22 protein-coding genes are annotated in these 25,527 nt (G+C 45.5%); 14 read left to right on the top strand and 8 right to left on the bottom strand.

The features are described from left to right. The first annotated feature begins 216 nt into the window (after positions 1-216). Together ASN18_RS03505 and gltA are read left to right on the top strand one after the other, a co-directional pair. Entirely contained in the window at positions 217-1,047 is an 831-nt protein-coding gene (locus tag ASN18_RS03505) for a sulfide/dihydroorotate dehydrogenase-like FAD/NAD-binding protein (protein ID WP_085051225.1), read from the top strand. Then, positions 1,028-2,383 carry an NADPH-dependent glutamate synthase gene (gltA, locus tag ASN18_RS03510; protein ID WP_085051226.1) on the top strand — a complete coding sequence of 452 codons (1,356 nt, stop codon included), beginning with the start codon at positions 1,028-1,030 and terminating at the stop codon, positions 2,381-2,383. Before ASN18_RS03505 ends, gltA begins: the two co-directional genes overlap by 20 nt. A gap of 12 nt (positions 2,384-2,395) precedes the next feature. Here the strand turns inward: gltA and ASN18_RS03515 are convergent, their stop codons facing one another. Next, positions 2,396-3,316 carry a cation diffusion facilitator family transporter gene (locus tag ASN18_RS03515; RefSeq protein ID WP_085051227.1) on the bottom strand — a complete coding sequence of 307 codons (921 nt, stop codon included), beginning with the start codon at positions 3,314-3,316 and terminating at the stop codon, positions 2,396-2,398. 249 nt (positions 3,317-3,565) lie between these two features. Here ASN18_RS03515 and ASN18_RS03520 point away from each other — a divergent pair, with 249 nt between their 5' ends. The 11 genes from ASN18_RS03520 (at position 3,566) to ASN18_RS03570 (ending at position 16,287) form a co-directional block, all read left to right on the top strand. Next, positions 3,566-4,693, top strand: a complete 1,128-nt coding sequence (locus ASN18_RS03520; protein WP_085051228.1) for a class II glutamine amidotransferase domain-containing protein — start codon at positions 3,566-3,568, stop codon at positions 4,691-4,693. Then, complete coding sequence (locus ASN18_RS03525; protein ID WP_085051229.1) at positions 4,654-6,315, top strand: glutamate synthase-related protein; 1,662 nt, start codon at positions 4,654-4,656, stop codon at positions 6,313-6,315. Before ASN18_RS03520 ends, ASN18_RS03525 begins: the two co-directional genes overlap by 40 nt. Positions 6,316-6,348: 33 nt before the next feature. Next, entirely contained in the window at positions 6,349-8,718 is a 2,370-nt protein-coding gene (locus ASN18_RS03530; protein WP_085051230.1) for an FAD-dependent oxidoreductase, read from the top strand. 71 nt (positions 8,719-8,789) lie between these two features. Then, positions 8,790-10,448: a phosphoenolpyruvate carboxykinase (ATP) gene (locus ASN18_RS03535; RefSeq protein ID WP_085051231.1), complete on the top strand. Its 1,659-nt coding sequence runs from the start codon at positions 8,790-8,792 to the stop codon at positions 10,446-10,448. A 30-nt stretch (positions 10,449-10,478) separates the two neighbouring features. Next, positions 10,479-11,144 (top strand): site-2 protease family protein, encoded by a 666-nt coding sequence (locus ASN18_RS03540; RefSeq protein WP_236861484.1) that lies wholly within the window; start codon positions 10,479-10,481, stop codon positions 11,142-11,144. A gap of 10 nt (positions 11,145-11,154) precedes the next feature. Then, positions 11,155-12,141: a tryptophan--tRNA ligase gene (gene trpS, locus ASN18_RS03545; protein WP_085051232.1), complete on the top strand. Its 987-nt coding sequence runs from the start codon at positions 11,155-11,157 to the stop codon at positions 12,139-12,141. Positions 12,142-12,173: 32 nt separating this feature from the next. Next, the gene (locus ASN18_RS03550; protein ID WP_085051233.1) at positions 12,174-12,380 is read left to right on the top strand and encodes an FmdB family zinc ribbon protein; all 207 of its coding nucleotides are present in this window, start codon (positions 12,174-12,176) and stop codon (positions 12,378-12,380) included. 9 nt (positions 12,381-12,389) lie between these two features. Continuing rightward, on the top strand, positions 12,390-14,945 hold the full coding sequence (gene polA, locus ASN18_RS03555; protein WP_085051234.1) for a DNA polymerase I: 2,556 nt from the start codon (positions 12,390-12,392) through the stop codon (positions 14,943-14,945). Positions 14,946-15,225: 280 nt separating this feature from the next. Further along, positions 15,226-15,654 carry a nucleotidyltransferase substrate binding protein gene (locus tag ASN18_RS03560; RefSeq protein ID WP_085051235.1) on the top strand — a complete coding sequence of 143 codons (429 nt, stop codon included), beginning with the start codon at positions 15,226-15,228 and terminating at the stop codon, positions 15,652-15,654. Further along, positions 15,641-15,997 (top strand): nucleotidyltransferase family protein, encoded by a 357-nt coding sequence (locus ASN18_RS03565; protein ID WP_085051236.1) that lies wholly within the window; start codon positions 15,641-15,643, stop codon positions 15,995-15,997. The genes ASN18_RS03560 and ASN18_RS03565 overlap by 14 nt, the downstream gene beginning before the upstream one ends. Before the next feature lie 95 nt (positions 15,998-16,092). Continuing rightward, a complete protein-coding gene (locus ASN18_RS03570; RefSeq protein WP_306688580.1) occupies positions 16,093-16,287 on the top strand; it encodes a DNA polymerase in 195 nt (64 codons plus the stop codon). Here the strand turns inward: ASN18_RS03570 and ASN18_RS03575 are convergent. From ASN18_RS03575 to ASN18_RS03585, 3 genes are read right to left on the bottom strand one after another with little or no spacing between them, the layout of a single operon-like run. After that, on the bottom strand, positions 16,276-17,334 hold the full coding sequence (locus ASN18_RS03575; protein ID WP_085051238.1) for a hypothetical protein: 1,059 nt from the start codon (positions 17,332-17,334) through the stop codon (positions 16,276-16,278). The two genes, ASN18_RS03570 and ASN18_RS03575, sit on opposite strands and share 12 nt — an antisense overlap. 5 nt (positions 17,335-17,339) lie before the next feature. Further along, positions 17,340-19,829 (bottom strand): ORC-CDC6 family AAA ATPase, encoded by a 2,490-nt coding sequence (locus ASN18_RS03580; RefSeq protein WP_085051239.1) that lies wholly within the window; start codon positions 19,827-19,829, stop codon positions 17,340-17,342. A 9-nt stretch (positions 19,830-19,838) separates the two neighbouring features. Then, a complete protein-coding gene (locus ASN18_RS03585; protein WP_236861485.1) occupies positions 19,839-20,843 on the bottom strand; it encodes a DNA methyltransferase in 1,005 nt (334 codons plus the stop codon). A gap of 247 nt (positions 20,844-21,090) precedes the next feature. Here ASN18_RS03585 and ASN18_RS03590 point away from each other — a divergent pair, with 247 nt between their 5' ends. After that, positions 21,091-22,041 (top strand): aldo/keto reductase, encoded by a 951-nt coding sequence (locus ASN18_RS03590; RefSeq protein ID WP_085051241.1) that lies wholly within the window; start codon positions 21,091-21,093, stop codon positions 22,039-22,041. Positions 22,042-22,073: 32 nt separating this feature from the next. On the opposite strand, the gene ASN18_RS03595 is transcribed toward ASN18_RS03590, so the two are convergent. The 4 genes from ASN18_RS03595 to dsrP form a co-directional block, all read right to left on the bottom strand. Beyond that, positions 22,074-23,588 (bottom strand): phytoene desaturase family protein, encoded by a 1,515-nt coding sequence (locus ASN18_RS03595; RefSeq protein ID WP_085051242.1) that lies wholly within the window; start codon positions 23,586-23,588, stop codon positions 22,074-22,076. A 44-nt stretch (positions 23,589-23,632) separates the two neighbouring features. Then, a complete protein-coding gene (locus ASN18_RS03600) occupies positions 23,633-23,980 on the bottom strand; it encodes an ATP synthase subunit I (protein ID WP_085051243.1) in 348 nt (115 codons plus the stop codon). After that, positions 23,973-24,197 (bottom strand): AtpZ/AtpI family protein, encoded by a 225-nt coding sequence (locus ASN18_RS03605; RefSeq protein ID WP_085051244.1) that lies wholly within the window; start codon positions 24,195-24,197, stop codon positions 23,973-23,975. The genes ASN18_RS03600 and ASN18_RS03605 overlap by 8 nt, the downstream gene beginning before the upstream one ends. 94 nt (positions 24,198-24,291) lie before the next feature. Beyond that, positions 24,292-25,524 (bottom strand): sulfate reduction electron transfer complex DsrMKJOP subunit DsrP, encoded by a 1,233-nt coding sequence (gene dsrP / locus ASN18_RS03610; RefSeq protein WP_085051245.1) that lies wholly within the window; start codon positions 25,522-25,524, stop codon positions 24,292-24,294. Positions 25,525-25,527 lie beyond the last annotated feature (3 nt).

The following is a 25,527-nucleotide window of genomic DNA, read 5'->3' on the forward strand; positions in this document are numbered from 1 at the left end:
ATAATAATTTTATTATTCAATTATTTTAAAATACCCCAGCTGCCTAGCCGCTACGCCCACCCCTCAAAAGAAAGGGGGGTGCTATTATGATACAGTCTGGAAAGCGGGAATCCATAAGAGGAAATTTATGTTGTACTTTTCTAATGCGTTTGCCCTGCCCCAGCGCTCAACTCCTGGCACGAAAGCGCAGTATTAATGTTATAATCACAGTTAACGATGTTTGAGATTACAAGGACAGAGCAATTTTCACCTTCGACTTTCCTGTGGGAGGTTAGGGCGCCGGAGATTGCGCGGGCAGCTAGGCCGGGTCAGTTTGTCATTGTCCACTGCGATGAAATGTCAGAGCGCATTCCCTTAACCATTGCAGATTTTGACGCAGTCTCAGGTACTGTTACAATAGTCATTCAGGCAGCAGGGAAAAGCACGCTTGATATGATGGCATATAAGGCCGGTGACCGAATACTGGACATCGCCGGGCCGCTTGGTGAGGCATCAGTGATTGAGAACTTCGGGACTACGGTCTTAGTTGGTGGCGGACTGGGCGTTGCACCGGTTTATCCAATACTACGTGCTTTAAAATTAAAGTGTTGCCGCACAATATCTATAATTGGCTTTAGGTCTATGTCCCTAATGTTCTGGGAAGGACGCTTTCGTGAGTACTCCGATGAGACAATTATAGTTACCGACGACGGCTCATACGGGCAGCAGGGTTTAGTTACGCAACCGTTAAAACGCATTATTATGGAGAGGCAAATTGACCGCGTCATTGCAATTGGCCCGCTTGTTATGATGAAGGCGTGTGCCGAAGTTACGCGTCCCCTCAACATAAAAACAATTATCTCGGCAAATCCCATAATGGTTGATGGCACTGGTATGTGTGGAAGCTGCCGGGTGAGCATTGGAGGTGAGGTGAAATTCGCCTGCATCGATGGCCCGGACATGGACGGTCATCTTGTGAACTTCGATGAATTAATCATTCGCCAGAAACGCTTCCATAAATACGAAAAACAGTCCCTGGACTTAAGAGATGCCCAAAAAAGTAATTAAAAGACAGGCGTCCGCACACCTGCCCCCTGAGACGCGGCATACTAATTTCACAGAGGTCGTCTGTGGTTACACAGAGGCAGAGGCTATAACCGAGGCCGGTAGATGTCTGCAGTGCAAGGAGCCGCTGTGTATTACCGGCTGTCCAGTCAGGATAAACATAAAGGGATTCATTAACTTAATATCGATAAGTGATTATAAAAAAGCATATGAGACAATCAGTGAGGCCAACCTGTTTCCCTCAATTTGCGGCAGGGTATGTCCACAGGAGAGGCAGTGTGAGGCAGCCTGTGTACTTGGGAAAAAACAAGAACCCGTATCCATTGGGCTTCTGGAGCGGTTTGTAGGGGACACGGCACGGCAGAACGACTGGCATGATACGCATGAAATTAAGCCAATCGGCAAGAGGGCTGCAATTATTGGCTCAGGCCCGGCTGGGCTTGCATGTGCTTATGATTTAGTAAAGGCCGGAGTCAGCGTTGTAGTGTTTGAAGCACTGCACCTGCCCGGTGGTGTGCTGACCTATGGGATACCTGAGTTCAGGCTGCCCAAGGAAATCGTATTTCGTGAGATTGACAATTTGACAAGGCTTGGCGTGACGATAGAGACAAACATGGTAATCGGCAGGATTCACACAATTGAGGAGTTGATGGGCCAGTTGTCATTCGATGTGGTATTTATAGGAACCGGTGCTGGTTATCCGATGGGACTAGGCGTAAAGGGGGAATCGTTAAACGGTGTGATGTCTGCCAATGAGTTTTTAACAAGGGTAAATCTGATGCACGGGTATGATTTCCCACGATACGGAACTCCTGTAGGGATAGGAAAAAACATTGCAGTAATAGGCTGCGGCAACACGGCAATTGACTCAGCACGAACGGCGCTGCGCCTAAGACCTGACAATGTCTATATCGTATATAGAAAGAGATTAGAAGAAAGCCCGGCCCGTAAAGAGGAACTCCACCACGCAATGGAAGAGGGTGTTCAGTTCATCTGGCTTACAGAGGTGAAAGAAATTATTTCAGACAACGAGGGCTGGGTCAGCGGCATGGACTGCATCAGAGGCGGTGAAACCGGTTTCTTTTTAGACGTAGATACGGTAATCTACGCCCTGGGCACACTAGCAAACCCAATAATTGCCAGAACAACCCCAAAACTAAAAGTCGATAGGGCAGGCTACATCGAAACAGTCGCAGAGACCCTGATGACTTCAATCCCCGGCGTATTTGCCGGAGGTGACATAACCAAAACCCCTGGGACATTTACCACAGTGATTCATGCGATGTCAACGGGAAGACGTGCGGCAAGGGGTATGCTTAAGTATCTGAACGTACTTTAGCCTGAACATACTTTAGCCTGAACATACTTTAGAGAGTGTCTCGGCCTCTATATATACCCTTTTAACTGAAGGAATTTTGTGCCTGATTTCCTTTTTGATTTCATCTATAATTGTCTCAAGGTTTCCTACATTGATATTGTCTTTAAAGTCAACATCGATTGTGGCTATTACTTCTTCAGGCCCCATGTGCATAGTCAGGACTTCGCCTACCTTTTCGACAGAATCCTTTGACCCGGCAATAGTGCGAATCTGCTCAACGGTTTCGTCTGAGGCCGCCTCTCCGATTAGAAGGGTTCTCATTTCGTTAGCAAGAAATATGGCTACGGCTCCTAAAATTAGGCCTATGACGATTGAGGCAATCGAATCGAATACCGACATACCTGTTAAGACCGCCAGCGTCACGCCTATAATGGCCGTTATCATTCCCACAAGCGCTGCCGTGTCTTCAACTAAGACAACGATTAAATTTGAGTCCTTCGACCGCTTTATGTTACGTAAAATACTGCCCTTGTTTGTCTTTTTGAACTCCTTAAACGCGACCAAAAATGAACCGCCCTCAAGCAATATCGAAGTCCCCAGGACGATAAATACATAGAGCGGGTGCTTTATCTCTTCGGGGTGCATTATCTTGTGGACACCTTCGTATAACGAAAACGCTGCCCCCAAAACAAAAAGCACTACCGCAACCAAAAATGCCCAAAAATACTGTTCTTTCCCATAGCCGAAGGGATGGAACTTGTCTGAGGCCTTTGTGCTTCTCTTCATGCCGACAAGCAGGAGGAGTTGATTACCCATATCGGCGCCCGAATGAACGGCCTCAGCAAACATCGCAGAACTTCCTGATATAAAGGCCATAATAGCCTTTATTACCATTATCCCGAAATTTGCGGCACAGGCGGCATAGATTGCCTTTTTTGAACCGTGTTCTTTCATATAATCAATTCCTGTGTTGTGTCATGATGTGCAATTATATCTGATTTTGGCGATGTTTGTCAATGCGGGGTTACACAGGATGGCTGCAAACATATATTTGACATATTCAAATATTTGTGATATAGTACCGAACTTATGGCTGATAATAGGGGGCCAGCGTTAGAAAGCGCGGCAAAAAATGTAGATATTTTATGATTTTGTCAAGAAATGCTGCTAAAATAAAGATATTGTTTAAAAGGGGTTGAATACATGTGCCGTTTAAGTGCTATAACCGCAAAGGACTATTTCTCTCCTGTTGAGAATATCCTGACACTTGAGACAATGAAAGAAGGGCATGACGGCTCAGGCATGGGCCTTATCCTGAAAGATCTCGGCGGAGAGTTCGAGTCTCTTAAGGACAAGCCGGTACTCTCTGGCATCTGCTCTGACGCAGGGCTTGCCGCACTGAATCGTTATATGGACGCGGCGGGTTTTACACTCGTTCACACGTGGACGCCAAAGATTAAACCTGTCAGGGGGATAACAGCCCGCGATAACTACTTCGCACGGGTTTACGACTACCCGAAAGGGATCAATGACCTGAGTTTGGACAAAAAAGAAGCGCTGCTTCTTAAGACACGCCTAACGCTCCGTAAGATGGGCGAGTCAGATGAGTCTATCATCGTGTTCTCGTTTTATCCGGATGTAGTTACTCTGAAAGAGGTGGGCGACCCGCTTGAGCTTTGTGAGTTTTTCGGCCTTGACGACTCAACGCTTAAGGCAAAGATTATATTTGCCCAGGGCAGGCAGAATACAAACTATGCGATTAATCTCTACGCCTGCCATCCATTTTTTATCCAGGGCTTCGGCTCAATGACAAACGGCGAGAACACCGCCTTTGTCCCTATCAGGGAATTTCTGGCAAGCAGGGGATTCCCGGGCTACATAGGCTATAACAGCGACAGCGAGGTCTTCACTCACATACTGCATTACGCAGCCAGGGGGCTGAACTACCCGCTTCATTATTACAAGGACATCATAACACCGCTTAAACCCACTGAGATAGACAAACGCCCGGATAAGGCATTCGTCGGACATCTAAAGAAGAGCCTGAGGCCCCTCTGTATAGACGGCCCAAACTGCGTCATCGGTTTCGCGCCCGATGGGACGTGCTTTATGGTTCAGGATTCAAAGAAACTCAGACCCGGTGTTGTTGGCGGCAAGAAAGGAAAAATTTCACTCGTCTCTGAGGAGTGCGGCCTTAACAGGGCAGTCCCCGACAGAGATGCTAATAAGGATATATTCCCGATGAGGTACGACATGGTCATCGTCTCGCCCGGGGCTGAGGAGGTAAAGGTATGGAACCAGTTGCAAGGTTGGACAACAACCATGAACTGACCTTAAAGGAGTTTCCTTTTCTAATAAAATGGCGTGATGACAGGTGTAAGCGCTGCGGCAGGTGTACTGCTGTCTGCCCGATGTTCTCCATCACACCCGCTGTGATTGCCAAGAGGGTGGTATCATCCTCCGGCGCTACGCCAACTCCACATGTGGAAAGACAGGTCGTCACGGTGATAAAACAATCGACGAATATTGGTAACTACTGCACGGGCTGTGCCACATGCTCACTCGTATGCCCCAATGAGGCCATAGAGCCGGAGTACAATCCAAACAATAAATTTCTGATTCACAAAAATGCTGCCGGAGGTGCATACACCAGAGGCGGCAGGAGAAACGACCCGCTGGTCTCAACGCTTGACAGGCTCAAATTCACAAGAATCTCAATGCTCACAGACCCGGCCCTCGACGCAGGCAGACATGAGTTTCGCATTCGCACGTATCTGGGCAGGATTTTACCGGCTGAGGAGCTGCCGGTTAAATTCGTAAACGGCAGCGGAGAGATGGACGCCTCAGGCGGCAAGTTCATCCCACCGGTCAGAGAGATATATCCCGTAATGATAGGAAGTATGTCCGTAGGGGCGCTGTCACCCACGATGTGGGAAGGTCTTGCTATGGGCATAACATATTTGAATGAAGTCGAGGGTATGCCAGTTGTGATGTGTTCCGGTGAGGGCGGGATGCCTTTGAGACTTCTTAAGTCGCGGTTCGTGAAATATTTCATTCCACAGATTGCCTCCGGGTACTTTGGCTGGGATGAGATAATCAGGGCAATTCCGCATATGGTTGAAGACCCGTGTGCGATAGAGATAAAATACGGTCAGGGGGCAAAGCCCGGTGACGGAGGGCTGCTCATGGCCCATAAAGTCTTAAAACTAATTTCTGAGATACGCGGCGTTCCCCAGGGTGTGGATTTACCATCTCCCCCCACACACCAGACCAAGTACTCAATTGAAGAGGCCGTTGCCAAGATGATTCAGTCGATGTCAATGGCATGGGGTTTTAGAGTGCCGGTGTATCCGAAGATTTCGGGGACGCGCACGGCAAAGGCCGTCCTTAATAATCTCGTCAGAAACCCGTTTGCCGCTGGGCTGTCAATAGACGGCGAGGATGGCGGCACTGGGGCCGCATATAACGTATCTATGGACAAGATGGGGCATCCGATTGCCTCAAATCTGAGGGATTGCTATCTTGATCTGGTAAAGCAGGGCAAACAAAACGAACTCCCGCTGATAGCGGCAGGCGGTGTTGGGAAAAAGGGCAATCTGGCGGCCAACGCAGCGGCCCTGATAATGCTTGGTGCTTCAGCCGTGTCGATAGGAAAATATATTATGCAGGCCGCAGCCGGGTGCCTAGGTGATGAGAACAACCGCTGCAATGTCTGCAACATTGGGCGCTGCCCGCGCGGGATTACCACACAAGACCCGAAGCTCTACCGGCGGCTTGACGTGGATAAGGTAGCGATGCGCGTCGTAGAGGTCTACAAGGCCCTCGATACAGAGTTAAAGAAGATATTTGCCCCGTTGGGAAGGAGCACAGAACTTCCTATTGGGATGTCCGATGCAATCAGCGCAGACGACCCGGCAATCGCAGAGAGATTGAACATCAGCTACGTATGTTAAGCGAGCCAGAAAGAGAGGTTAAAGAAGACTGATATGGCAATTATAGAGATAAGAGGAAACATAGACGGCGGCCGCGTCCCTTCAAGGCTTATGGAGGAAGAGATACAAAAGGCAGTAAGGGCCGGGGCGCAGCAACTGAAGATAGTGGCCGACGGTCAGCACGGCATCGGCGGGCGCATATGGCCGCATGACAACGGCGTAAAGGTTGTCGTGGAAGGGCAGGCAGGGCAGCGTCTAGGCAGCATGGGCATGTTCGGCACAGATATAATACTAAAGGGCAGCGCCTCAGACGATGTGGGCTGGCTAAACTGCGGCGCCAATATCACAGTGCTTGGCGACGTAACAAACGGCGCTCACAATGCGGCAGCCCAGGGCAAGCTCTATGTCCAGGGTGGCGGTGGCGCGCGCTGCGACACTATGACCAAACACAATCCAAAGTTCAATCCACCGGAATCATGGTATTTTAGAGACGTTGGCGACACATTTGCTGAGTTTAAGGCCGGAGGTATAGCCGTTGTCTGCGGCGTCAATCCAAGAAATCCTGAAAATATCCTGGGCTACAGGCCGTGCGTAGGGATGGTCGGTGGGGTGGTATATTTCAGAGGCAAGATTGATTCGTCATACAGTCAGGGCGATGTCAGGCTGCTTGATTTGTCAGACCAGGATTGGCAGTGGCTTAAGGAAAACTTAAAGTTATACCTTAAGGCAATAGACAGAGAAGACCATTATGATGAGCTTTCCTCGTCACACTCAGCGTGGAAAAAACTCCTGCCATACACGGCTCAGGAACGGGCAAAACGCAGTCCAATCAAGAAGACGATGGCAGATTTTCGTAAAAACATCTGGGAAAATACGACAGATAAAGGGGTAGGGAAGGGCGGTATATTTGCCGAGTACGTAACGCATCCACTGACCCCGCTTCCATATATAACCACAGGGCAGGACAGGAGGTTCAGACCGGAGTGGAGAAATAGTAAGTACGCCCCGCCGTGTCAGGCCGCATGTCCCAGCGATATACCGACTCAGCGGCGGGCAGCGCTGCTTCGTGCTGAGAAGACTGAGGAGGCCATAGGGCTTATTCTACAGTATTCACCGCTTCCTGCCACTGTCTGCGGCGAGGTATGCCCGAATCTCTGCATGACTGCATGTACACGCTCACATGTTGACATGCCGTTAAATATCAAAGGTCTGGGTTCGGTAAGCCTGAAGACAGAGGCCCCGAAGCCTGCTCCAAAGACCGGCAAAAAGGCCGCAGTAATAGGCGGCGGCCCGGGCGGGCTTTCATCAGCCTGGCAGCTTGCCTTAAAGGGTCACGATGTAACGCTCTACGAGGCTGAGGAGAAACTTGGCGGCAAACTTGAGCTTTGCATCCCAAGGGAAAGGCTGCCTCAGGAGATTCTCACACACGAACTTGAGAGATTTAAATCAATCGGCGTCACAGTGCATTTGAAAACTAAGATTGACGCTGCTAAATTCACAGAGATACATGCCACGAACGACGCGGTGATTGTTGCTTGCGGGGCGCATAAGCCAAGGTTGTTTCCATTTCACGGCTACGAAGACACGCTAAATGCCTACGATTTTCTGCGCGGTATTAATACTGGCAAAAGGCCTGACTTCAAAGATAAGCACATAGTAATCATAGGCGCGGGAAACGTAGGAATGGACGCGGCGGCACAGGCATTCCACTGTGGCGCATGTACTGTAACGGCCATCGATGTTCAGGAACCGGCGGCCTCCGGTAAGGAACTTGAGATTGCCAAATCGCTTGGCACTAAAATAGTATGGCCAAAGTTTACTGAAAGGTACGTAAAGGCCGAAAGAAAGATATACTTTAAATCAGACGCAGCTTATCCTTATGGCAGCACGTTTGAGGCTGACGAGGTTATTGTATCTATAGGAGATACGCCAATTACGGATTTTCTGCCGCAGTCTGTGCATACAGACAAAAACGGCTGGATTAAATCTGACGAGGCCGGTCATACCTCAGACCCCAAGGTATTCGCAATTGGAGACGCTACAAGTCTTGGCCTTGTTACCCATGCTATAGGTCACGGGAAAAAGGCGGCAGACGCGGCACACGCCCTGCTCTGTGGCCGTTCATACAACAGACCGGCGCCAAAGATGCAGATTGGTTACGCAAAGGTCAAGGACGCCTATTATGAAGAGTGCAGAGACACATCGTTTACGCCGCAGAAGGAGGCCCACAGGTGTATGTCCTGTGCCGTGTGCAGAGACTGTCACATGTGTGAGGCCGTCTGCGCTTACGGGGCAATAAGCCGAAAGGAAACCACTGACGATATAGGCTATGAGTACGTGGTCGATGCCGCCCTCTGCATAGGGTGTGGGTTTTGCGCCGGTGTGTGTCCATGCGGCATATGGGAGATGGCCGAAAATATATAAGGGCCGAAAATATATAAGGGATGACCCAAAGTTGATTTGTCTAAAATCTAAATAAACGGGAGTATAAAACTATGGCAAGTGTGCATAAGGTACCCGGCTCACAGTGGCGGGCGATAATTGAAAGCGCGATGTATGCAAACTCTGTAAAAAAGACCAACATGAGGGAACTCTACGAGTATTCCATCAAACAGCCCGAAGTGATTGTGACAACAGAGCCGATGTATAAACCGGAAGTCTACGGGCTTCCCTCAGAGGCAAAGGTGCTTGTCTCAAACGACGGCTCTATCGTGGGAAGGACGGCAAAGGCCAGACGCCTTGTAAGGCAGATGGGCGCAGAGAAAGATAAGTACATGACAATCCTGCGTGAGGCCGTCTATCACTTCAACAAAAAAGAGACCTTCCTGATGGAAGGCATCGTCGGTGTACATCCAGATTTCATGCTGAGGGCACTCTTGATAAGCCCGCGTACAGATGCCAAGAATATGCTCGACTGGGCGTTTAACTTTGCCCCGTGGATGGCGCCCTGGACAGATACATACGCAAACTCACGCAAACTCGACGAACATGACATCATGGTGCTGGCAGATTCAGACTGGTCGCATCCTGACTTCCCCGACGGCCTGATTATTGTCGATGAGATGCAAAACTGTATCGCCATACTTGGCCTGAGATATTTTGGAGAGCGCAAAAAGGGCACACTAACGCTTGCATGGGCAATCGGTGTGAGGCAGAACATGGTTGCCTGTCACGGCGGTATCAAAAAAGTCGGCAATAACCTGCCTGTTGCAGTCTTTGGCCTTTCAGGAAGCGGCAAATCCTCTATCACCAACAGCCCCGACCACGAAGGCACACTAAGCGCTGACGAACACGTTACTGTCATCCATGACGACGCCTTTCTCATCGATTTAAACAACAACTTCTCTGTCCCGATAGAGCCAAGCCTCTTTGACAAGACAGATGCAGTAACATACGAAGACCCGATAATAAAGTATTTTTATACTGCCCAAAACGTCGCCGTTACAATGGTTCCCGACGGGCAGGTAAAGCTGGTCTGTCAGGATATACGCAACAGAAATGGCCGTTGTATCAAGACCCGCGACATGTTTAATCATACTGATTACTGCGAAAAGCCGGGCAAGGTTGTATGGCTGCAAAAGGACCCGTCGCTGCCGCCCGTGTGTAAGATAAAAAACCCATGGCTTAAGGTGGCAATGGGTGCTTCTCTGAGTACGATGAGGGCAAAGGGCGTAGAAAACGTTGACCCCAAAGAACTGGGCAGATTAGTAATTGAGCCGTTTGCAAATCCATTCCGAGTGCATCCTTTGATGTGGGACTGCCAGCAGTTTAATAAGCTCTTTCAATCAGGTACAGAGTGCTACATCATGAACACCCACGCCTTCGGTACAGCAGATGAGCAGATAGATATTCCCAAGACCCTGTCCCTGAAGATAATGACTGAACTGATTCGCGGCACTATCGAGTGGCGGGAGTGGAAGGCATTTCAGGGGCTGCTAATCCCCAAAAACGGCAAGGAACTCTTCGGCGTGGATTTTGAGAAGAAGTACAAACCGTCGAGAGACAAGCGCTACCTGTCATATCTCAGAGAAAGGATGCAGGATAGAATCACATTCCTTTCCAACAAGAGAGAGGCAAAGGACATGGACAGCGTCATTATAGACCCAATCGTTGCCGCCCGAACGATTATAGACAAGATATTAAGTGAAATCTAACAATTGGATATAGTCAACACACTGAGGAGTTTGACAGTTGCGGCAATTCCTATACTGTTTGCGATAACGTTTCACGAAGTGGCGCATGGGTGGGTCGCTGATAAACTTGGCGACCCGACAGCCCGCTCTATGGGCAGGCTGTCATTTAATCCCCTGGCGCACATTGACCCGGTAAACACTGTAATCCTGCCAATAGTGCTTTTTATTGTCTCTAACGGGATGTTTATATTCGGCTCGGCAAAGCCCGTCCCCGTGGATTACCGAAATCTGAAAAACCCCAGGAGGGACTCTGCCATTGTCTCAGCCGCCGGGCCAGTGATGAATATTATTCTGGCGATTGTGAGCCTGCTTATTCTCGTTCTACTTTATAATGTGCTGCCTCATATGGATTCAGATTTGATTTCGTCTAAGGTTATGCCGCCGGTGTTGCAGATGCTTCAATACGGGGTATCTTTTAATATTTTCATTGCGGCCTTTAATCTCATCCCCATACCGCCTTTGGACGGGGGCAGAATCGCCGTAAGTATGCTGCCACCCAGACAGGCATATGCGTACAGCAGGCTTGAGCCTTACGGGATTTACATCGTTCTCATATTGTGGATGACCGGTTTAGCAAGGATTATAATATACCCAATACAGGCATTTATCAAGTTTCTGATAAGTCTGTTTATGCTGCCATTTGGCGGTTTAATGTGAGGAGTGATATATGAAAGAACGTGTACTGAGCGGGATGCAGCCAAGTGGATACCTGCACTTGGGGAATTTCGCAGGGGCGCTGAAAAACTGGGTGCGCCTTCAGGATATATATGACTGCTTTTACTGTGTGGTCGATTGGCACGCGCTGACGAGCAATTACGCCAATCCATCCCCGATAGCAGATTACAAACACGATATGCTCATCAACTTCATAGCCGCAGGGCTTGACCCCAATAAGTGTACGATATTCTTACAATCTGCGGTAAAACAGCACGCCGAACTGCATCTCTTATTAAGCATGATAACGCCGCTGGGCTGGCTTGAGCGCGTACCGACATATAAAGAAAAACAGACAGAGATAAAGGACAAGGATTTAAATACATACGGGTTCCTTGGCTACCCCGTCCTGCAGGCCGCAGATATATTAATCTACAAGGCGCGGCACGTCCCCGTTGGGGTTGACCAAATCCCACACCTTGAACTGACGCGTGAGATAGCCAGACGGTTTGAATTTCTATATGGAAAGGGCATACTGACAGAGCCGGAGCCTCTTCTTACCGAATCACCAAAGGTCGTCGGACTTGACGGCAGGAAGATGTCAAAGAGCTATGACAATGCCATATATCTCAGTGATACACCTGAGCAAATCGACAAAAAAATCAGGCAGATGATGACCGACCCGGCAAGAAAGAGAAAGACCGACAAGGGTGACCCGGAGCTATCCCCGGTCTATGCACTGCACAAGATATTCTCATCGCCCGATGAGATAGCGCATGTTGCGGCTGCCTGCAAGACGGCAGAGATAGGCTGTATTGACTGCAAACGCATACTAATAAAAAATATCAGCAAAGAACTTGAGCCGCTCTGGAGCAAGCGGGAAGAGCTGACAGGCTCTCCATCGATGCTCAAAGATATTCTAAACGCGGGAAATAGACGAGCCGCGGCTGAGGCCGAAAAGACGATGGAACTTATCAGAGAGGCAATGAATTTATCCTGAACTTTTCAAACATTTTTTGGGGAGGGCTGATTATGCCGATTTTTGAATACAACTGTAATAAGTGCGACTGTGATTTCGAGATGATAGTAAATAAAAACACTGTAGTTGAGTGTGAGAAATGCGGTTCAAAAGAAGTAAAAAAGAAGATGTCCCTGTTTGGCACTGCGGGAACAGATAAGCACGTCCACAGCGGCGGCGATTGCGGCGGCTGCCACAAAAGCTCATGCAGCACGTGCTAGTTCACTGACATGGAGATGCAGCACACCAGCACGTATCTAATTGACGGCACTGCCTATATATACCGGGCATTCCATGCCATTGCTGAACTGAAAAACTCCGCCGGATTTCCCACAAACGCCATATACGGCTTTACGGCCATGATGTTTAAATTCATCAAAGACAAGGCCCCGGATGCCATCGCCGTAGTGCTTGACTCCCCTGAGCCTACCCACAGGCACAAGCTCTACACAGAGTATAAGGCCAACCGTTCAGCGCCCGCAGAGGATTTTATCATGCAGATAGAGCCAATCACGGCGGTGCTTGCGGCGATGAACATTGCAGTAATCGCGCTGCCCGGGTTTGAGTCTGACGACATAATGGCGGTGCTGGCAAAGCGCTATGCCTCTGCCACAAATACGGTATATATCGTCACCGGAGACAAGGACCTGCTTCAGGCCGTAGATACGCATATTAAAATCTATGACCTTGTGAAAAACGTTGTCCTTGATATAGACTCAGTTATCAGCCGTCTGCGCGTCCCACCCGTGAAGGTGCCTGAACTTATGGCGCTGACGGGCGACCAGATAGACAACATACCAGGTGTCAGAGGCATAGGGGAGAAGACCGCCGCTGACCTGCTTAAAGACTACGATACTGTTGAAGAACTCATCGCTCACTGTAATAATATCCCAAACGCCCGCCTTCGAAAGATGATAGAAGACAATGTCCCCGCCATACGCCTGAGCCGCGAGTTGTCAGTTGTAAGCGCTGATGTGCCGCTTGACATACCGCTTTCACAGTTGATGATAAAGGAGCCTCATTACGACGAACTAAAAGCGCTGTTTATAAAATACGAATTCACATCATTATTAAAATACATACCAGATGATTACGAGGATTTTTCATTTAATAGAGCGGCGCTTGCCACTGCTAAAGAATTCAACGAGGCATTTAAAGAACAACCCGCCGCTGTCTCTATTAAGGCCGCGCCAGATGGCGGTGATTCATGTGCCCTGTCAATAGACGCCAATATGGGTTACAGTATAAGGCCGACACAGCTTGCCGCTGATATACTTACAGACAATTCAATTGCAAAAATAGGGCACAATTTAAAATCAGACATCCATGTGTTTCACAGGCACTCGATAGGCGTCAGGGGTAATTTGTATGACACAATGGTGGCCGCAAATCTGATTAACCCAAACCGTCAGGACTATAGCCTTAGGGCGCTTGCCCTTGAGTATCTTTCTTATAAAATCAAAGGAGAAAACAAGGAGCTGGACTTATATTCAGGGCCGCCAGTGGAGGAGGCCGTAACCGCCCTCAGGCTGCAAGTGGCGCTGTCGAAAAAGATTGAGGGCACACCGCTTGCACGGTTGTATGAGAAGGTTGAGGCGCCGCTTATTTATATATTGGCGGAGATGGAGCAATGTGGGATCAGGGTAGATACTGTAAGATTAAAGGCGCTGTCGGATGAGTTGGGCGCACAGGTCTCAGCGCTTGAGAAGCGTATATATTTTCTGGCCGGTGAGGAGTTTAACATCAACTCGCCCAAGCAGCTATCAGAGATACTATTTGACAAGCTCAGGCTTACCTCAGGCAAGAAGACCAAGACGGGGCTTTCGACTGATGTCGGGGTACTTGAGACTCTGGCAGACCATCACCCGCTTCCTGCTGAGATATTACAGTATCGAACGCTGGCAAAACTAAAAAACACATATGCCGACGCCCTGCCCACGTATATAAATCCCGCAACTGGGCGGCTTCATACGACATTTAATCAGGCCGGTACATCGACGGGAAGGCTCTCAAGCAGTAATCCGAATCTTCAAAATATACCCGTGCGAGGGGCGCTTGGCGAGGCATTCAGGCGGGCATTTATAGCAGGAGAGGGGCATTATTTAGTCTCGGCGGATTATTCGCAGATTGAATTGCGGGTGCTGGCGCATTTAAGCGGCGATGAAGGGTTTATTGAGGCGTTTTCAAACGGTGCAGATATTCACACGGAGACGGCGCGCGAGGTTCTTACCGGCGCTGACGGCGTCGTAACCGGCGATATGAGGCGGCAGGCAAAGGCGATAAATTTTGGGATAATATACGGCATGTCGGCCTTTGGCCTTGCCGGGCAGCTTAAGATTCCGCAGTCGCAGACAAAACAGTACATAGAGAGATTCTTTCAGCGTTATGAGGGCGTAAGCCGCTTCATAGATAGTACGATAAAAGAAACAACGACACGCGGCTATGCACAGACCATAATGGGGCGGCGCCGCCCGATAGACGGTCTGAAAAGCGGCAATAAGAACATCAGGCAGCAGGCCGAGCGCCTCGCCATAAACAGCCCGATACAGGGTTCTGCGGCAGACATAATCAAGCTCTCAATGCTCAAAGTCCACGCAGCGTTGAGCAGGTTTAAGACAAAGATGATCTTACAGATTCACGACGAACTCCTGTTTGAAGTACCGGAGGCAGAGCTTGACGATGTCAAGGCATTGGTCAGGCAGGAGATGGAGAATGTCCTAACGCTTGATGTTGCATTAAAGGTTGATATAGGGGCCGGGTTGAATTGGGCAGATACAAAAGTTTAGCAAATACAGGCGTCTGTCATTGCTGCCACCGATTAGAAGTTCTGTCATTATTATAAGTTTCAGACGTAACCATTGATTATTTTGGTTCATTTGGCTACAATTGAATTGTAGTATGGTTCTCTTGAGACAGGATGCAGTTGTGTCGCAGAAAGTAAAAAGGAGTTTTTCTAAGGAAACTCTTTAAACTTTTCAATGTCGGAGCTTGGGAGTAATTCTGCACTTGTGTTTTAATAAGAGAAATGCTAATCTAGTTTTATAATGACATATGCTGGGGGATAGCGTGACTCTTAGAACTGATCATCTTGCACGCTGTATAGGCACTCTTGAGGCGTCGTATACTATGCTCTGCTCTACCGTGCCTGATACTGTCGAGTATGAAGTGTACAGGAATGCTGTGGTCAAGGGGTTTGAACTGACGCTGGAGACATCTGTTAAGCTGCTTCGCAAGGCGCTAAGGGCATACGCGATGCCCCGTGATGTAGACTCGTGGACATTTAAAGATACTCTGCGCCACGCCAGCAAGCATGGACTTCTGACGGTTGACTCCGTAGAGAGATGGTTTAGATATCGTGACAATCGTAACAACACGGCGCATGACTATGGGGTGGGGTTTGCAGAGGGGACACTTGCCCTGCTGCCTGGCTTTATTATTGATGCTGGCTCACTGGAGGCTGGGTTGAGGGAGAGGTTTTATAATGCAGGCGATTGACCAGTGCCCCTGCCGCTCAAACTTGCCGGATTGGTTGAGTACGATTGAGCGCCTGGCCTCAGAACATCTCCCAGCCGCCGACATACTTGTCTACGGCAGCCGCATCAATGGCACGGCACACGAAGGCAGCGATATTGATATCGTGGTGCGTAATCCGTCTGCTGACGGGAAGCCTTTTGATGATTTGTACGCCCTGCGGGAGGCCATATCTGGCAGTGACATCCCTGTACTAGTTGATGTGCTTGACTGGGCAAGAATCCCTGCTGACTTTCGTGAAGAAATACAGAGGTGCCACAAGGTTTTAAAAAGGGGGAATACGGCTGATAAGCAGCTGAAGCGATGACAGATACATTTGAAATTCATAATGCTGCCCTTGATGAGATATTCAGGCACGCGCTGGAGGCATACCCTATACGGTAAACAGGGACACTGAGCAGGTTGAAGACAAAGATGATCATACAGATTCAAGATGAACTCCTGTTTGAAGTACCGGAGTCAGAGCTTGACGAGGTTAAAGCGTTGGTCAGGCAAGAGATGGAGAATGTCCTAACGCTTGATATTACATTGTCTACTGCCAGACAGATAAAGCAGACTTGTGTTTCTTTCCATCTCTTACAAGTTTCAGTATTGTGATAATTGTTGTATGAATTCACTATATTTACTTATATATATTTCATAGACTTTCCGTATGCCTGTAGAAACACCTTTAACACAATAACTGTCAGGAGAGGGGTATTCTATATGTATATCAGGATGAAGAATCTTAGAAAAGAACAATCCTACAGTTTGCATTTTACTTCCTGTGGCAGCACATATTATTCTCTCATAGTTGCCTAATTCTTTATATATTTCATCTATTTCTTTTATAGTATCTCTATAATCGAGAGTACTTGCCGTTCGTTTAAGGAGGCCATTTCCGTCTATGGGATTATTTGAACTATATTCATCAATAAGCTTCTTATGAATTTCCTGTGTTGCCTTCTCACGCCAACTATAATCTTCCCTTGACGGCTTGCGATTAATAAATATTAATCTATGAGGATTGATTGTTCCAAGCATGTGAGCGACTAGTTGTTCGTTAAAAGAAGCAAAAGCAATCAAAGTTACAGGTTGACCTTGCATTCTGATGCTGCTCAGGCAGCTCATTCTGATTATTGTTCCAACTCCGACAGTTGGAAATCTTGCGAACATTTCCATATCCTCTTTAGAGTCCTTATACTCCTGCTCTGAAGGGGAATAATTGTCAGACTCGGAATAAACTATTCTTATAGCACCGCGAAATTCTCTAAGCGTACTTAGACATACAAGAATAGCCAACTTTGTCATCGATGAAATATCTATTATTATTTCTTCTACACTAGTAAAAGAAGAAATGAGGGCACCTTTTAGTGATTCGTGAAAAATATGAGGAGAATTATGGTCATAATTTACTTTTGATATATTACTAGCTCCAGCATTAGACAATGCGTCATATAGTTGCTTAATTTTGTTTCTCCCTTTTGGGTTATTATAATGGATTGGAACAGCACTGGATAAAATATGACCCTGCCCAGATTGGTAGTTAATCCAGCCGAGTGAGCGATCTTCAAACCCATATGCACCTATAAAAAGACGTATTTTTTCGTCGGTCAATTCATCAGCACTCTTAATATCTGGGAACATAATATGTGTATTATCCACTTTAATCACTCCTTAAATAAATCTGGCTCACGTTCATTTTTCTTTCTTTTATGTTTCCAATAATCTGGAAATTTCTTTGGTTCTTTCAATAATTTATTGAACTCATCATTTGTTAGCTGTATATTATCATGACTTGAAAAAGTGAGATTTGAATAAGGAATCAGAATCCTATTTAGATAAAGTCTTGGTGTAATCATGCCACGAGAACTTTTCCCTCGCCAATCCTGCAAAAAAATATGCCAGCGTATCAACCCATCATAAAATTCTAAAACGCTACTCTCTGGTTCAAATTTATCAAGTATTTCGAGGCGGAAGGCCTGTTTTGGTTGGTATGAGTCTTGATTTTTGACATAGTTTCCATATATCATCTCGTATCGTGATACTTTAATAAAAGCTTCCATTATATCTGTAAGATGTGGCCCATAATTGATGACAGTGTCTTTCTTACATAGCTTTTTCTCAAACTCATAAGGGTTTTTTACTAGCTTTGAGTACCCCATAAATTCACCGCCTGCATTTCTATAAATTTTGTTTTGAATGGTATTATCAATAATATAATTAGTATCGTCTAATTTCCCGTTAGCTTCGCGAAGCATATTTGTAAACATTCTTATCATTGTTCTGATATCGCTTGACCACATCCCAGCAAATACATCAATACCTTTATATATGGTCTTTATTTTACCCTTCCCTAGAGCTGTTGTTCGCATCTGCCTAGCAAGCTCATTATTAGATATTTCCATTTTCCCCAAAATATCGATTAATCCAAGTTCTTTACCGTGTAATATTGTGTGACGGTTTATTCTTGGTCTGAAAATCTTATCTATAAAACCCATTCTATCTTTTTCTGATTGCATGAGGCTTACGGTAGATAAATCTATCAGCTCAAAATCGTGACTAAGCTCAAGTGGTTTTTTGTTATGTCCCACTTTCTCAAAACTGTTTGATGCTTCAGTCGATATTTTAAAAAAAAACCCAGACCTGCGTTTAAAGATAATTGAATTCAAAATAGCCTGTACTTCTTTGGTTATAGTTGGAGTAGTATAATCATCAAGGAAAAAAAAGACAGGTTTCTTTTGTATCCATAATATATGTACCATTAGTTCTTTGTGAAGAGAATCAAGAAAATCATATTTTGCAAGAGGCCAGTCATTACTGCTATGTTTTTTGCCAAGTTTTGTTGAACGACACCTTTCCTTTTCATTTTCTATAAAAGATCTGACATGTGTTAGGATATTCACACCTGCTTTTTTAAACAAGTTACCAAATATACGTGATGTAAAGTCCTCTAACCAATGAATTGATTCAGGAGAAGACGGTTCGTCTGTTTCATAAAGTGCTATTGTTTTACAGATCTCGTTAAACCACAACAGGTGAAAAAAGTGTATGATTTGTTGTTCAGCATATTGCGTTATTCGTTTAGGCACCCATGGGAAAGCTTCTATAATATCACGGCAGTTTACATAAAAACCGACGAATTGATCTGCTTCTGTTACAGCTGACGGCGATCCTAAAATTATATCCATTAAACTAGTTAATCGTCTGAATGTCATTGTTTTACCACAACCTCTTGCACCTGTCAATACAGTAATATTCCTACTTAATAATTCTTTAGAAGCTAAGAAATCTGGAACAAATAAGGCCTTCCATTCATCAACGTTATTTCCAAGCGCCTCTGCAACCAAATAGTCACCGGGTCCCTTGATTGTTATTTTATTGGATGCAGCCGATGATTCAAGTTCAGAGGCCTTCTTTAATTCATCCAATACATTTATCATCTCCGCAGGATTTTGTACATAGGAACCTTGTGTTTTATCTGTTTCTAACAGCGTTCTGCTGAATTCATTAGATAGTTTATCATGCATAATTTTATCTCTTGAGCTTAGTTCGTGTTTGTTTAATGTGCGAAGGAGATTCATTAAGATTGAATGAAGCTGCTTATAATCATCCTTCGGGTCTATATCATTGTGAGAACCACCATAGCCAAAGTCTGAGACTACAATCTTTCTCGGACTTCTAGGCAATCGGTCATCAGGTTTGGAGATTAAGATATTACCAGTGTGTAGGTCACCATGCTTAATATCTACAGATTTACATGCGTGTAAGGCACGTAAGATGTTGTCTAAGGCATTTTCTATAAAAGCTATATCTATATGAGAGTTGTTATGAATAAATTCTTTTAAGTTCATACCGTCTATGTACTCCCATAATATCCAGACAAACGTTCTGTGTTGTTTGTCAAGATGAGTTCCATGCGAATAATACTGAATTATATGTGGTATTCCTCGGAGCTGTAAAACTTTTGTTAATTCTCGTTCCCAGCCGTTTTTTAGTTTATCTTGTGGAATGATTTTACATGCTAAGGTATCTCCAAACATACTGCGAAGTGCTTTATAAACAACCCCGATTCTCCCTTCGCCTAACTTCTCTATTAGCTGATAGCCAGCAATATCAAGACCTACGTATGGGTCTTCAGTATTTTTTCTGTCAACCATTCAATATCCTCATTTTTTGCGAAGCACTATAATAGTCTCTGTGTTACTGCCTACACAGTTTCTTCTTACTCTTCTAATGTTAGGTATTGATTCAGTATGTTTCCATTCTAATGAATATCCCTTTACCTCATTGACAGCAATATGTATTAACAATTCATGTAATGACATTTTATATGTTGAGCTGAATGTATCACCAATGACTAAAATACACAAACCATTGTGGACTAAAACGCTTTTCCACCTTTCTAAACAATTTCTACAAAGGATAATAAATTGTTTCTCTGAAGGAGATATCTTGGTATTGAGAGACTTCCAATCGTTAATTCCTAAAAACCACAACCTAAGCCTATTGTCTCTTCCATAATCTAGTTGTTTCATGTATGGAGGACTTGTTATTATTGCATTCACCATTTCTTTTGGAGAAAATTTCACCGCATCCTTTTGGTAACATTTTCGTTTCAATTTAACATCGAGAAATGGCACTCTTTTTAGAGTACGCATAACTTTTTTTTCAATCCTTTCCCGAACTGGTCTATACTCATACATTTCTGGATATTCATTTTGAGGAAATTTTTTATCCCTCAAATATGGTACAGCATGACTGCTGGGGTATGACAAAAAACCAGGTCTTTGGTGATGTAAGATACCGAGCAAACATGATAGTAAAAAAATATCCCTATTCCGTTTTAATACCTTAACCCACGCAATAATTTCTATGAGGGTTTTAGGGTTGAAAAAAGCTCTGACCCATTCGGGTATTTCTTGTAAATCTATTTCATGTAGCGTTGAATTAACAAAATAATCTATATTGGATATTTTTATTAACAATTCTTCTATCGATAATGCAGGAAAAAGTTTTGCTTTTGTAATTAAAGCAGCGTATGGATTCAGGTCACAAGCAATAACATTACGACCGGCAATCCAGCTTTCTAATGCAACATTGCCAGAACCTGAAAATGGATCATAGATAGTATCATTCTTATTTGTGAAAGTGGTTATGAGTGCCTTTGACATCGATGTTTTCATCTTACCTATATAAGGTGATATTTGATGAAGCGTCGATTCACTAGCGTAAGCACTGCCGTGCCATTCCAACGACAATTTATCAGTCCGCAAATCCTCCACTTTATAAAATATATCATATTTAGCAGAAATAATACAATGTTACAAGATGGAATTCCCCTGCATATTGTGAATGGCAAATTAGTTATGGTATTATTACGTTGAATATAACGGCGGTAGTTTGAACGTGAGGTAGGACATGAAGACAAGACAGTTTGGGAATACGGCCCTGTACATAACGCCCATCACATTTGGAGCGTGGGAAATTGGCGGTGAGCCGTTTTATAGTAACCTGCCCGATGATGACTCCATCGCCTTGATTCACGAGGCGTTTGTCCTTGGCATTAATTTCTTTGATACTGCCCCGATATATGGCTTTGGTCATTCGGAGCGTATACTTGGTAAGGCCGTGAAAAAATTTCGGGATAAAATTGTTATTTCAACAAAATGCGGCCTGCGCTGGAAAGAAAACTTGCTCTCTGGTATATATAAAGACTCATCTAAGAAATCAATTCTTGACGAAATCGATGAGACACGCAAAAGACTGGATACAGACGTCATAGACCTCTATCTCGTCCACTGGCCTGATGTTAATACCCCAATAGGGCAGACAATCGAAACCCTTGAAACCATTAAGGCACAGGGAAAAATACGATACTATGGCCTCTCTAATTTTTCAACCGCCCAAATCGCTGAGGCTGCCCGCTATGGCAGTGTATCTGCCCTGCAATCGCAATATAGTATGTTGAACCTTAAACTGGAGAACTCCGAGCTGCCATATTGTATAGAAAATAACATAGGGTTTCAGGCATATTCGCCGCTTCACAGGGGTGTGCTGACAGACAAGACCGTTGAATCGTTAAGAGAATTCGCACAACCGGCGATTAACTGGATATTAGACTCTATGACAGCAGAAAATACACGGCAAGTCCTCGACATAAAGGAAATCATGAATTATGGAGGGTATGGCTGTTCTTTTGCATCATTTGTGACTGCATGGACAATTGCCCAGCCGGGCATTACCACTGCAATTATTGGCACGACAAAACCACAGCATATCAAAGACGTAGCAGGTGCAGCTGAAATAACAATAAGCGCAGAGGACGCCCGAACTATCAGGTCAATATTAGAAAATAATCGGCAGGCATGAAACACTGAAAATCAAGATTGCCGGAGCAGTACCTATAGATAGACTTTGTTGTCAAACCTCCAGCGGCGGTCTCCGCTGTCTGCCCTTATGAGAAGTTCCGACGTTATTACCGAGGATATGCAGATATTCGGCAGCCCGCTTCCAGGGTGAGTGCCCCCGCCTGTTATATAGCAGTTTGACAACTCCTCAGACCTGTTGTGCGGCCTGAAGTAAAACATCTGGTTCAGGTCATGGCTCAGATTAAATACTGCCCCGTTATAAACATTAAAATCTCTTTCCCAGTCTAATGGTGTTACGATTTTCTCTTGTTCGATGCTGCTTTCTATGTCTTTGAGTTCGGTTTTTGCGGAGATAAAGTCAAGAACCTGTCTTCTGAAGTCATGTTTCAGGTCATCCCAGTTTATGGATGCCTTGTTATTGGGAACCGGCACGAGTATATATATTGGGGACTTCCCCTTTGGGGCCAGCGTATGGTCCGTAACTGCGGGGTTATGAATATAGACCAGCGATGCCGCTGACGGCCTCCTTTTCAGTGTTATCTCATCCATGTATTCTTTGAAATCCTCTCCGAAAATCAAATTGTGGTGCGGTATGTCGTACTGCTTGTTAATGCCGAGGTATAACATGAATGTCGAGCAGGAGTATTCACGCTTTTTCAGGTCTGCATCTGTGTACTTTTTTCTATCGTTCAGGAATTTTGACATAGCATAGGAAAAGTCAGCGTTTACTATGACATAGTCAGATTTTATCTCCCTGCCGTTTTCAAGGCAAATGCCCGCTGCCTTTTTTCCCCTTGTCAGAATGCCTTTGACCATAGTGGATGTATGAATTCTGCCGCCGAACTCTTCGATAACCTTTGCCATTGCCAGAGTGAGTCGGTTTAGGCCGCCCGTTACGTGATGAATGCCCCATTGATACTCTATATATGAAATCAACGAATAGGCCGACGGCGCCTGCCACGGTGACATCCCTATGTATTTTGTCTGGAATGTCATTGCAAGCCTCATCTTTTCCTCTGTAAAATATTTTTCAAGCCTGCCTCTAAGACTGCCAGCGGCGTCCATCTGTGGCAGTGCCTCTAAAAAAGATGGCCTGAAAAAATCGAACACGCTGTCATAGGAGGATTTAAAACACCGCTCTATACGGTTAAATCTGTAGTGTTCGTCATGTCTGAATCTCAGATAGTTTTCAAGTTGATCTGGGAACACACGTTTAATTTCAGATAGTGTCTTTTGCATGTCCATTGAGGGATAAAACTCTGTACCATCCTCAAATTTTAATCTGTATAATGGGTCAAGCGGCGTGATTTCAACATAGTCATGGAGGTTTCTGCCGGAGAGCCTGAAGATTTCCTCCATATACTGTGGAAGCATCAGGAAGGTCGGCCCTATGTCAAATATATAATCGCCAAGGAAGAATCTCCCCGTCCTGCCGCCAACTGCCGCCTCCTTTTCATATATGTCAACCTCATAGCCCTTGCTTAACAGCAGCATCGCCGCTGCAAGTCCACCAGGGCCTGCGCCTATTATTGTAATCTTCTTTTTCATATTATTGTTGATGCCTCCCGTATGATTTCTTCAAGCGTTTGAGGTCAACTCTTTTTTCCTGAATTAAAATATCCTGTTATTATTACAACTAAAAAAGAGACCGTTAACCCTATGGACAGCCCGATTATCTCTGCTAATTTCAGATAAATCAGCACGAATATTATCCCCATTACCAGCATCAGCCTTACCATATTGAATATAAGCATGACAGGGGCAACGCCCTCAGCGTTCAACAAGCCGCCTATGCTCTTTGAGAGAGATACGAAATTCAAGAGTCCCACAATCCCGCCTAATGCTATACTCAGCGACATTCTTCCATAGCCCGCTGCAAGCGATATTACTACGGCAACCACTAAGGCCGCCAATGTCTTAACGGTCACACTCCTAATCATCTTTTTTCAACTCCCTGGCCGCAGTTCTGAACAATTCGATAAACCCTGAGATTATCCCAAATATAAGAAATGTAACGGTAAGATATGGCCTCGTATTAAAAAGTATGTCAAGTCCCTTACCTATAAAAAATCCTACAAACGTCGCTACAACAAGATTAACCCCAACCTGGCTGGCAAACAACAGATGCTTAAAGCCCCCTGTACCTTTCTCAGCCATTAATTATACCCAATGGTTATTAACGCCCCCTGTGGGGTATGGAAACCTTCTGTCCCTGTCATATGAGAAATAGGGCAGGGTAGGGCTGGCGTTATCAATGGGCAGGGATTTTCCGTCTCTGTTCCTTAGGAATCAAACTCAGCTCACCCTTATAGATAGGTATAGCTGTTTTAATCATAAGCGTATAGATAAGCGCACCTACTGCCCATATGCCAGCAGTAACAATCAACTCAGTTGCCGAGGGCAGATAGTCATATATTTCCCCCAGTGTGTCAGGAATAAAGCCAGGGACAATTAATCCCATTCCCTTTTCTATGTACACACCTACAAGTATCATTACACACGCCAGATTCATAGTAGTAAATTTATGTCTCATCTTGGGCATTAGAAACAATATAAATGCCGTTACATTACAAAACAGCGCAATCCACGTAAACGGCACAAGGACATTGTGATGCTCCCCGCCCTTTTCCAAACCAAAAAATAGATAGTCCATTGGCGCTAAATGTATGCTGTGCGAATAAAACTCCTTAAATATCTCAGCGGCATATAAGAACAGATTCAAGCCCATTGCATAGGCAATCAGCTCGGCTATCTTTTGAATCGCCTCGTTTGATATATCAACCTCTGAGACCTTTCTGGCAATCTGAAATACAATTATCATAAGTGCCGGGCCGGAACACAGCGCTGAAGCTATAAAGCGCGGCGCCACTATCGACGCGTTCCAAAATGGCCTCGACGAAAGACCATTGTATAAAAATGCTGTCACCGTGTGAATACTAAATGCCCAGGGTATCGACAATAACACTATCGGCCACATGATAGACATCTTGTATTCCTTCCCATGCGCCGCCCTGTAAAGGACATATGTCACAGCCGACATATTTATTATTAAGTAACCATTTAGTACAATAACATCCCATACCAAAAGCGAAGAGGGAAAATTAGGGGTCATCATAATGTGCCACGCGTGAAACGGTTTACCCATGTCCACTACTACTAACAGAATACACATTATCACCGCCATCACCGCTATCATCTCTCCAAACAGCACTATCTCCTTTATCGGCTTAAAATGATATATGTACGACGGTATTACAAGCATCACGGCGGCGGCTGCCACACCGACAAAAAACGTAAAGTTGGAAATGTAAAAACCCCACGACACCTGATCTCTCATATTTGTAACGATAAGGCCCTCATCGAGCTGTCTGAAATAGGCTATTGCACCGGCAGTAATAACTAATACCAAAACTGAAAGCCATGTGTAGTATAGCTTGTTTCCCTTGATTATATGACGTAGTAAGTCTTTGATAAATTCTATCATACC

It is taken from the genome of Candidatus Magnetominusculus xianensis, from assembly GCA_001541255.1.
Taxonomy (GTDB): Bacteria; Nitrospirota; Thermodesulfovibrionia; order Thermodesulfovibrionales; family Magnetobacteriaceae; genus Magnetominusculus; species Magnetominusculus xianensis.

Bases quoted from the DNA above. Each gene is read 5' to 3' on its own strand.
- ASN18_RS03505 (WP_085051225.1), top strand. From the start codon at position 217: ATGTTTGAGATTACAAGGACAGAGCAATTTTCACCTTCGACTTTCCTG.
- gltA (WP_085051226.1), top strand. From the start codon at position 1,028: ATGCCCAAAAAAGTAATTAAAAGACAGGCGTCCGCACACCTGCCCCCT.
- ASN18_RS03515 (WP_085051227.1), bottom strand. From the start codon at position 3,316: ATGAAAGAACACGGTTCAAAAAAGGCAATCTATGCCGCCTGTGCCGCA.
- ASN18_RS03520 (WP_085051228.1), top strand. From the start codon at position 3,566: ATGTGCCGTTTAAGTGCTATAACCGCAAAGGACTATTTCTCTCCTGTT.
- ASN18_RS03525 (WP_085051229.1), top strand. From the start codon at position 4,654: ATGGAACCAGTTGCAAGGTTGGACAACAACCATGAACTGACCTTAAAG.
- ASN18_RS03530 (WP_085051230.1), top strand. From the start codon at position 6,349: ATGGCAATTATAGAGATAAGAGGAAACATAGACGGCGGCCGCGTCCCT.
- ASN18_RS03535 (WP_085051231.1), top strand. From the start codon at position 8,790: ATGGCAAGTGTGCATAAGGTACCCGGCTCACAGTGGCGGGCGATAATT.
- trpS (WP_085051232.1), top strand. From the start codon at position 11,155: ATGAAAGAACGTGTACTGAGCGGGATGCAGCCAAGTGGATACCTGCAC.
- ASN18_RS03550 (WP_085051233.1), top strand. From the start codon at position 12,174: ATGCCGATTTTTGAATACAACTGTAATAAGTGCGACTGTGATTTCGAG.
- polA (WP_085051234.1), top strand. From the start codon at position 12,390: ATGGAGATGCAGCACACCAGCACGTATCTAATTGACGGCACTGCCTAT.
- ASN18_RS03565 (WP_085051236.1), top strand. From the start codon at position 15,641: ATGCAGGCGATTGACCAGTGCCCCTGCCGCTCAAACTTGCCGGATTGG.
- ASN18_RS03580 (WP_085051239.1), bottom strand. From the start codon at position 19,829: ATGGTTGACAGAAAAAATACTGAAGACCCATACGTAGGTCTTGATATT.
- ASN18_RS03585 (WP_236861485.1), bottom strand. From the start codon at position 20,843: ATGTCAAAGGCACTCATAACCACTTTCACAAATAAGAATGATACTATC.
- ASN18_RS03590 (WP_085051241.1), top strand. From the start codon at position 21,091: ATGAAGACAAGACAGTTTGGGAATACGGCCCTGTACATAACGCCCATC.
- ASN18_RS03595 (WP_085051242.1), bottom strand. From the start codon at position 23,588: ATGAAAAAGAAGATTACAATAATAGGCGCAGGCCCTGGTGGACTTGCA.
- ASN18_RS03600 (WP_085051243.1), bottom strand. From the start codon at position 23,980: ATGATTAGGAGTGTGACCGTTAAGACATTGGCGGCCTTAGTGGTTGCC.
- ASN18_RS03605 (WP_085051244.1), bottom strand. From the start codon at position 24,197: ATGGCTGAGAAAGGTACAGGGGGCTTTAAGCATCTGTTGTTTGCCAGC.
- dsrP (WP_085051245.1), bottom strand. From the start codon at position 25,524: ATGATAGAATTTATCAAAGACTTACTACGTCATATAATCAAGGGAAAC.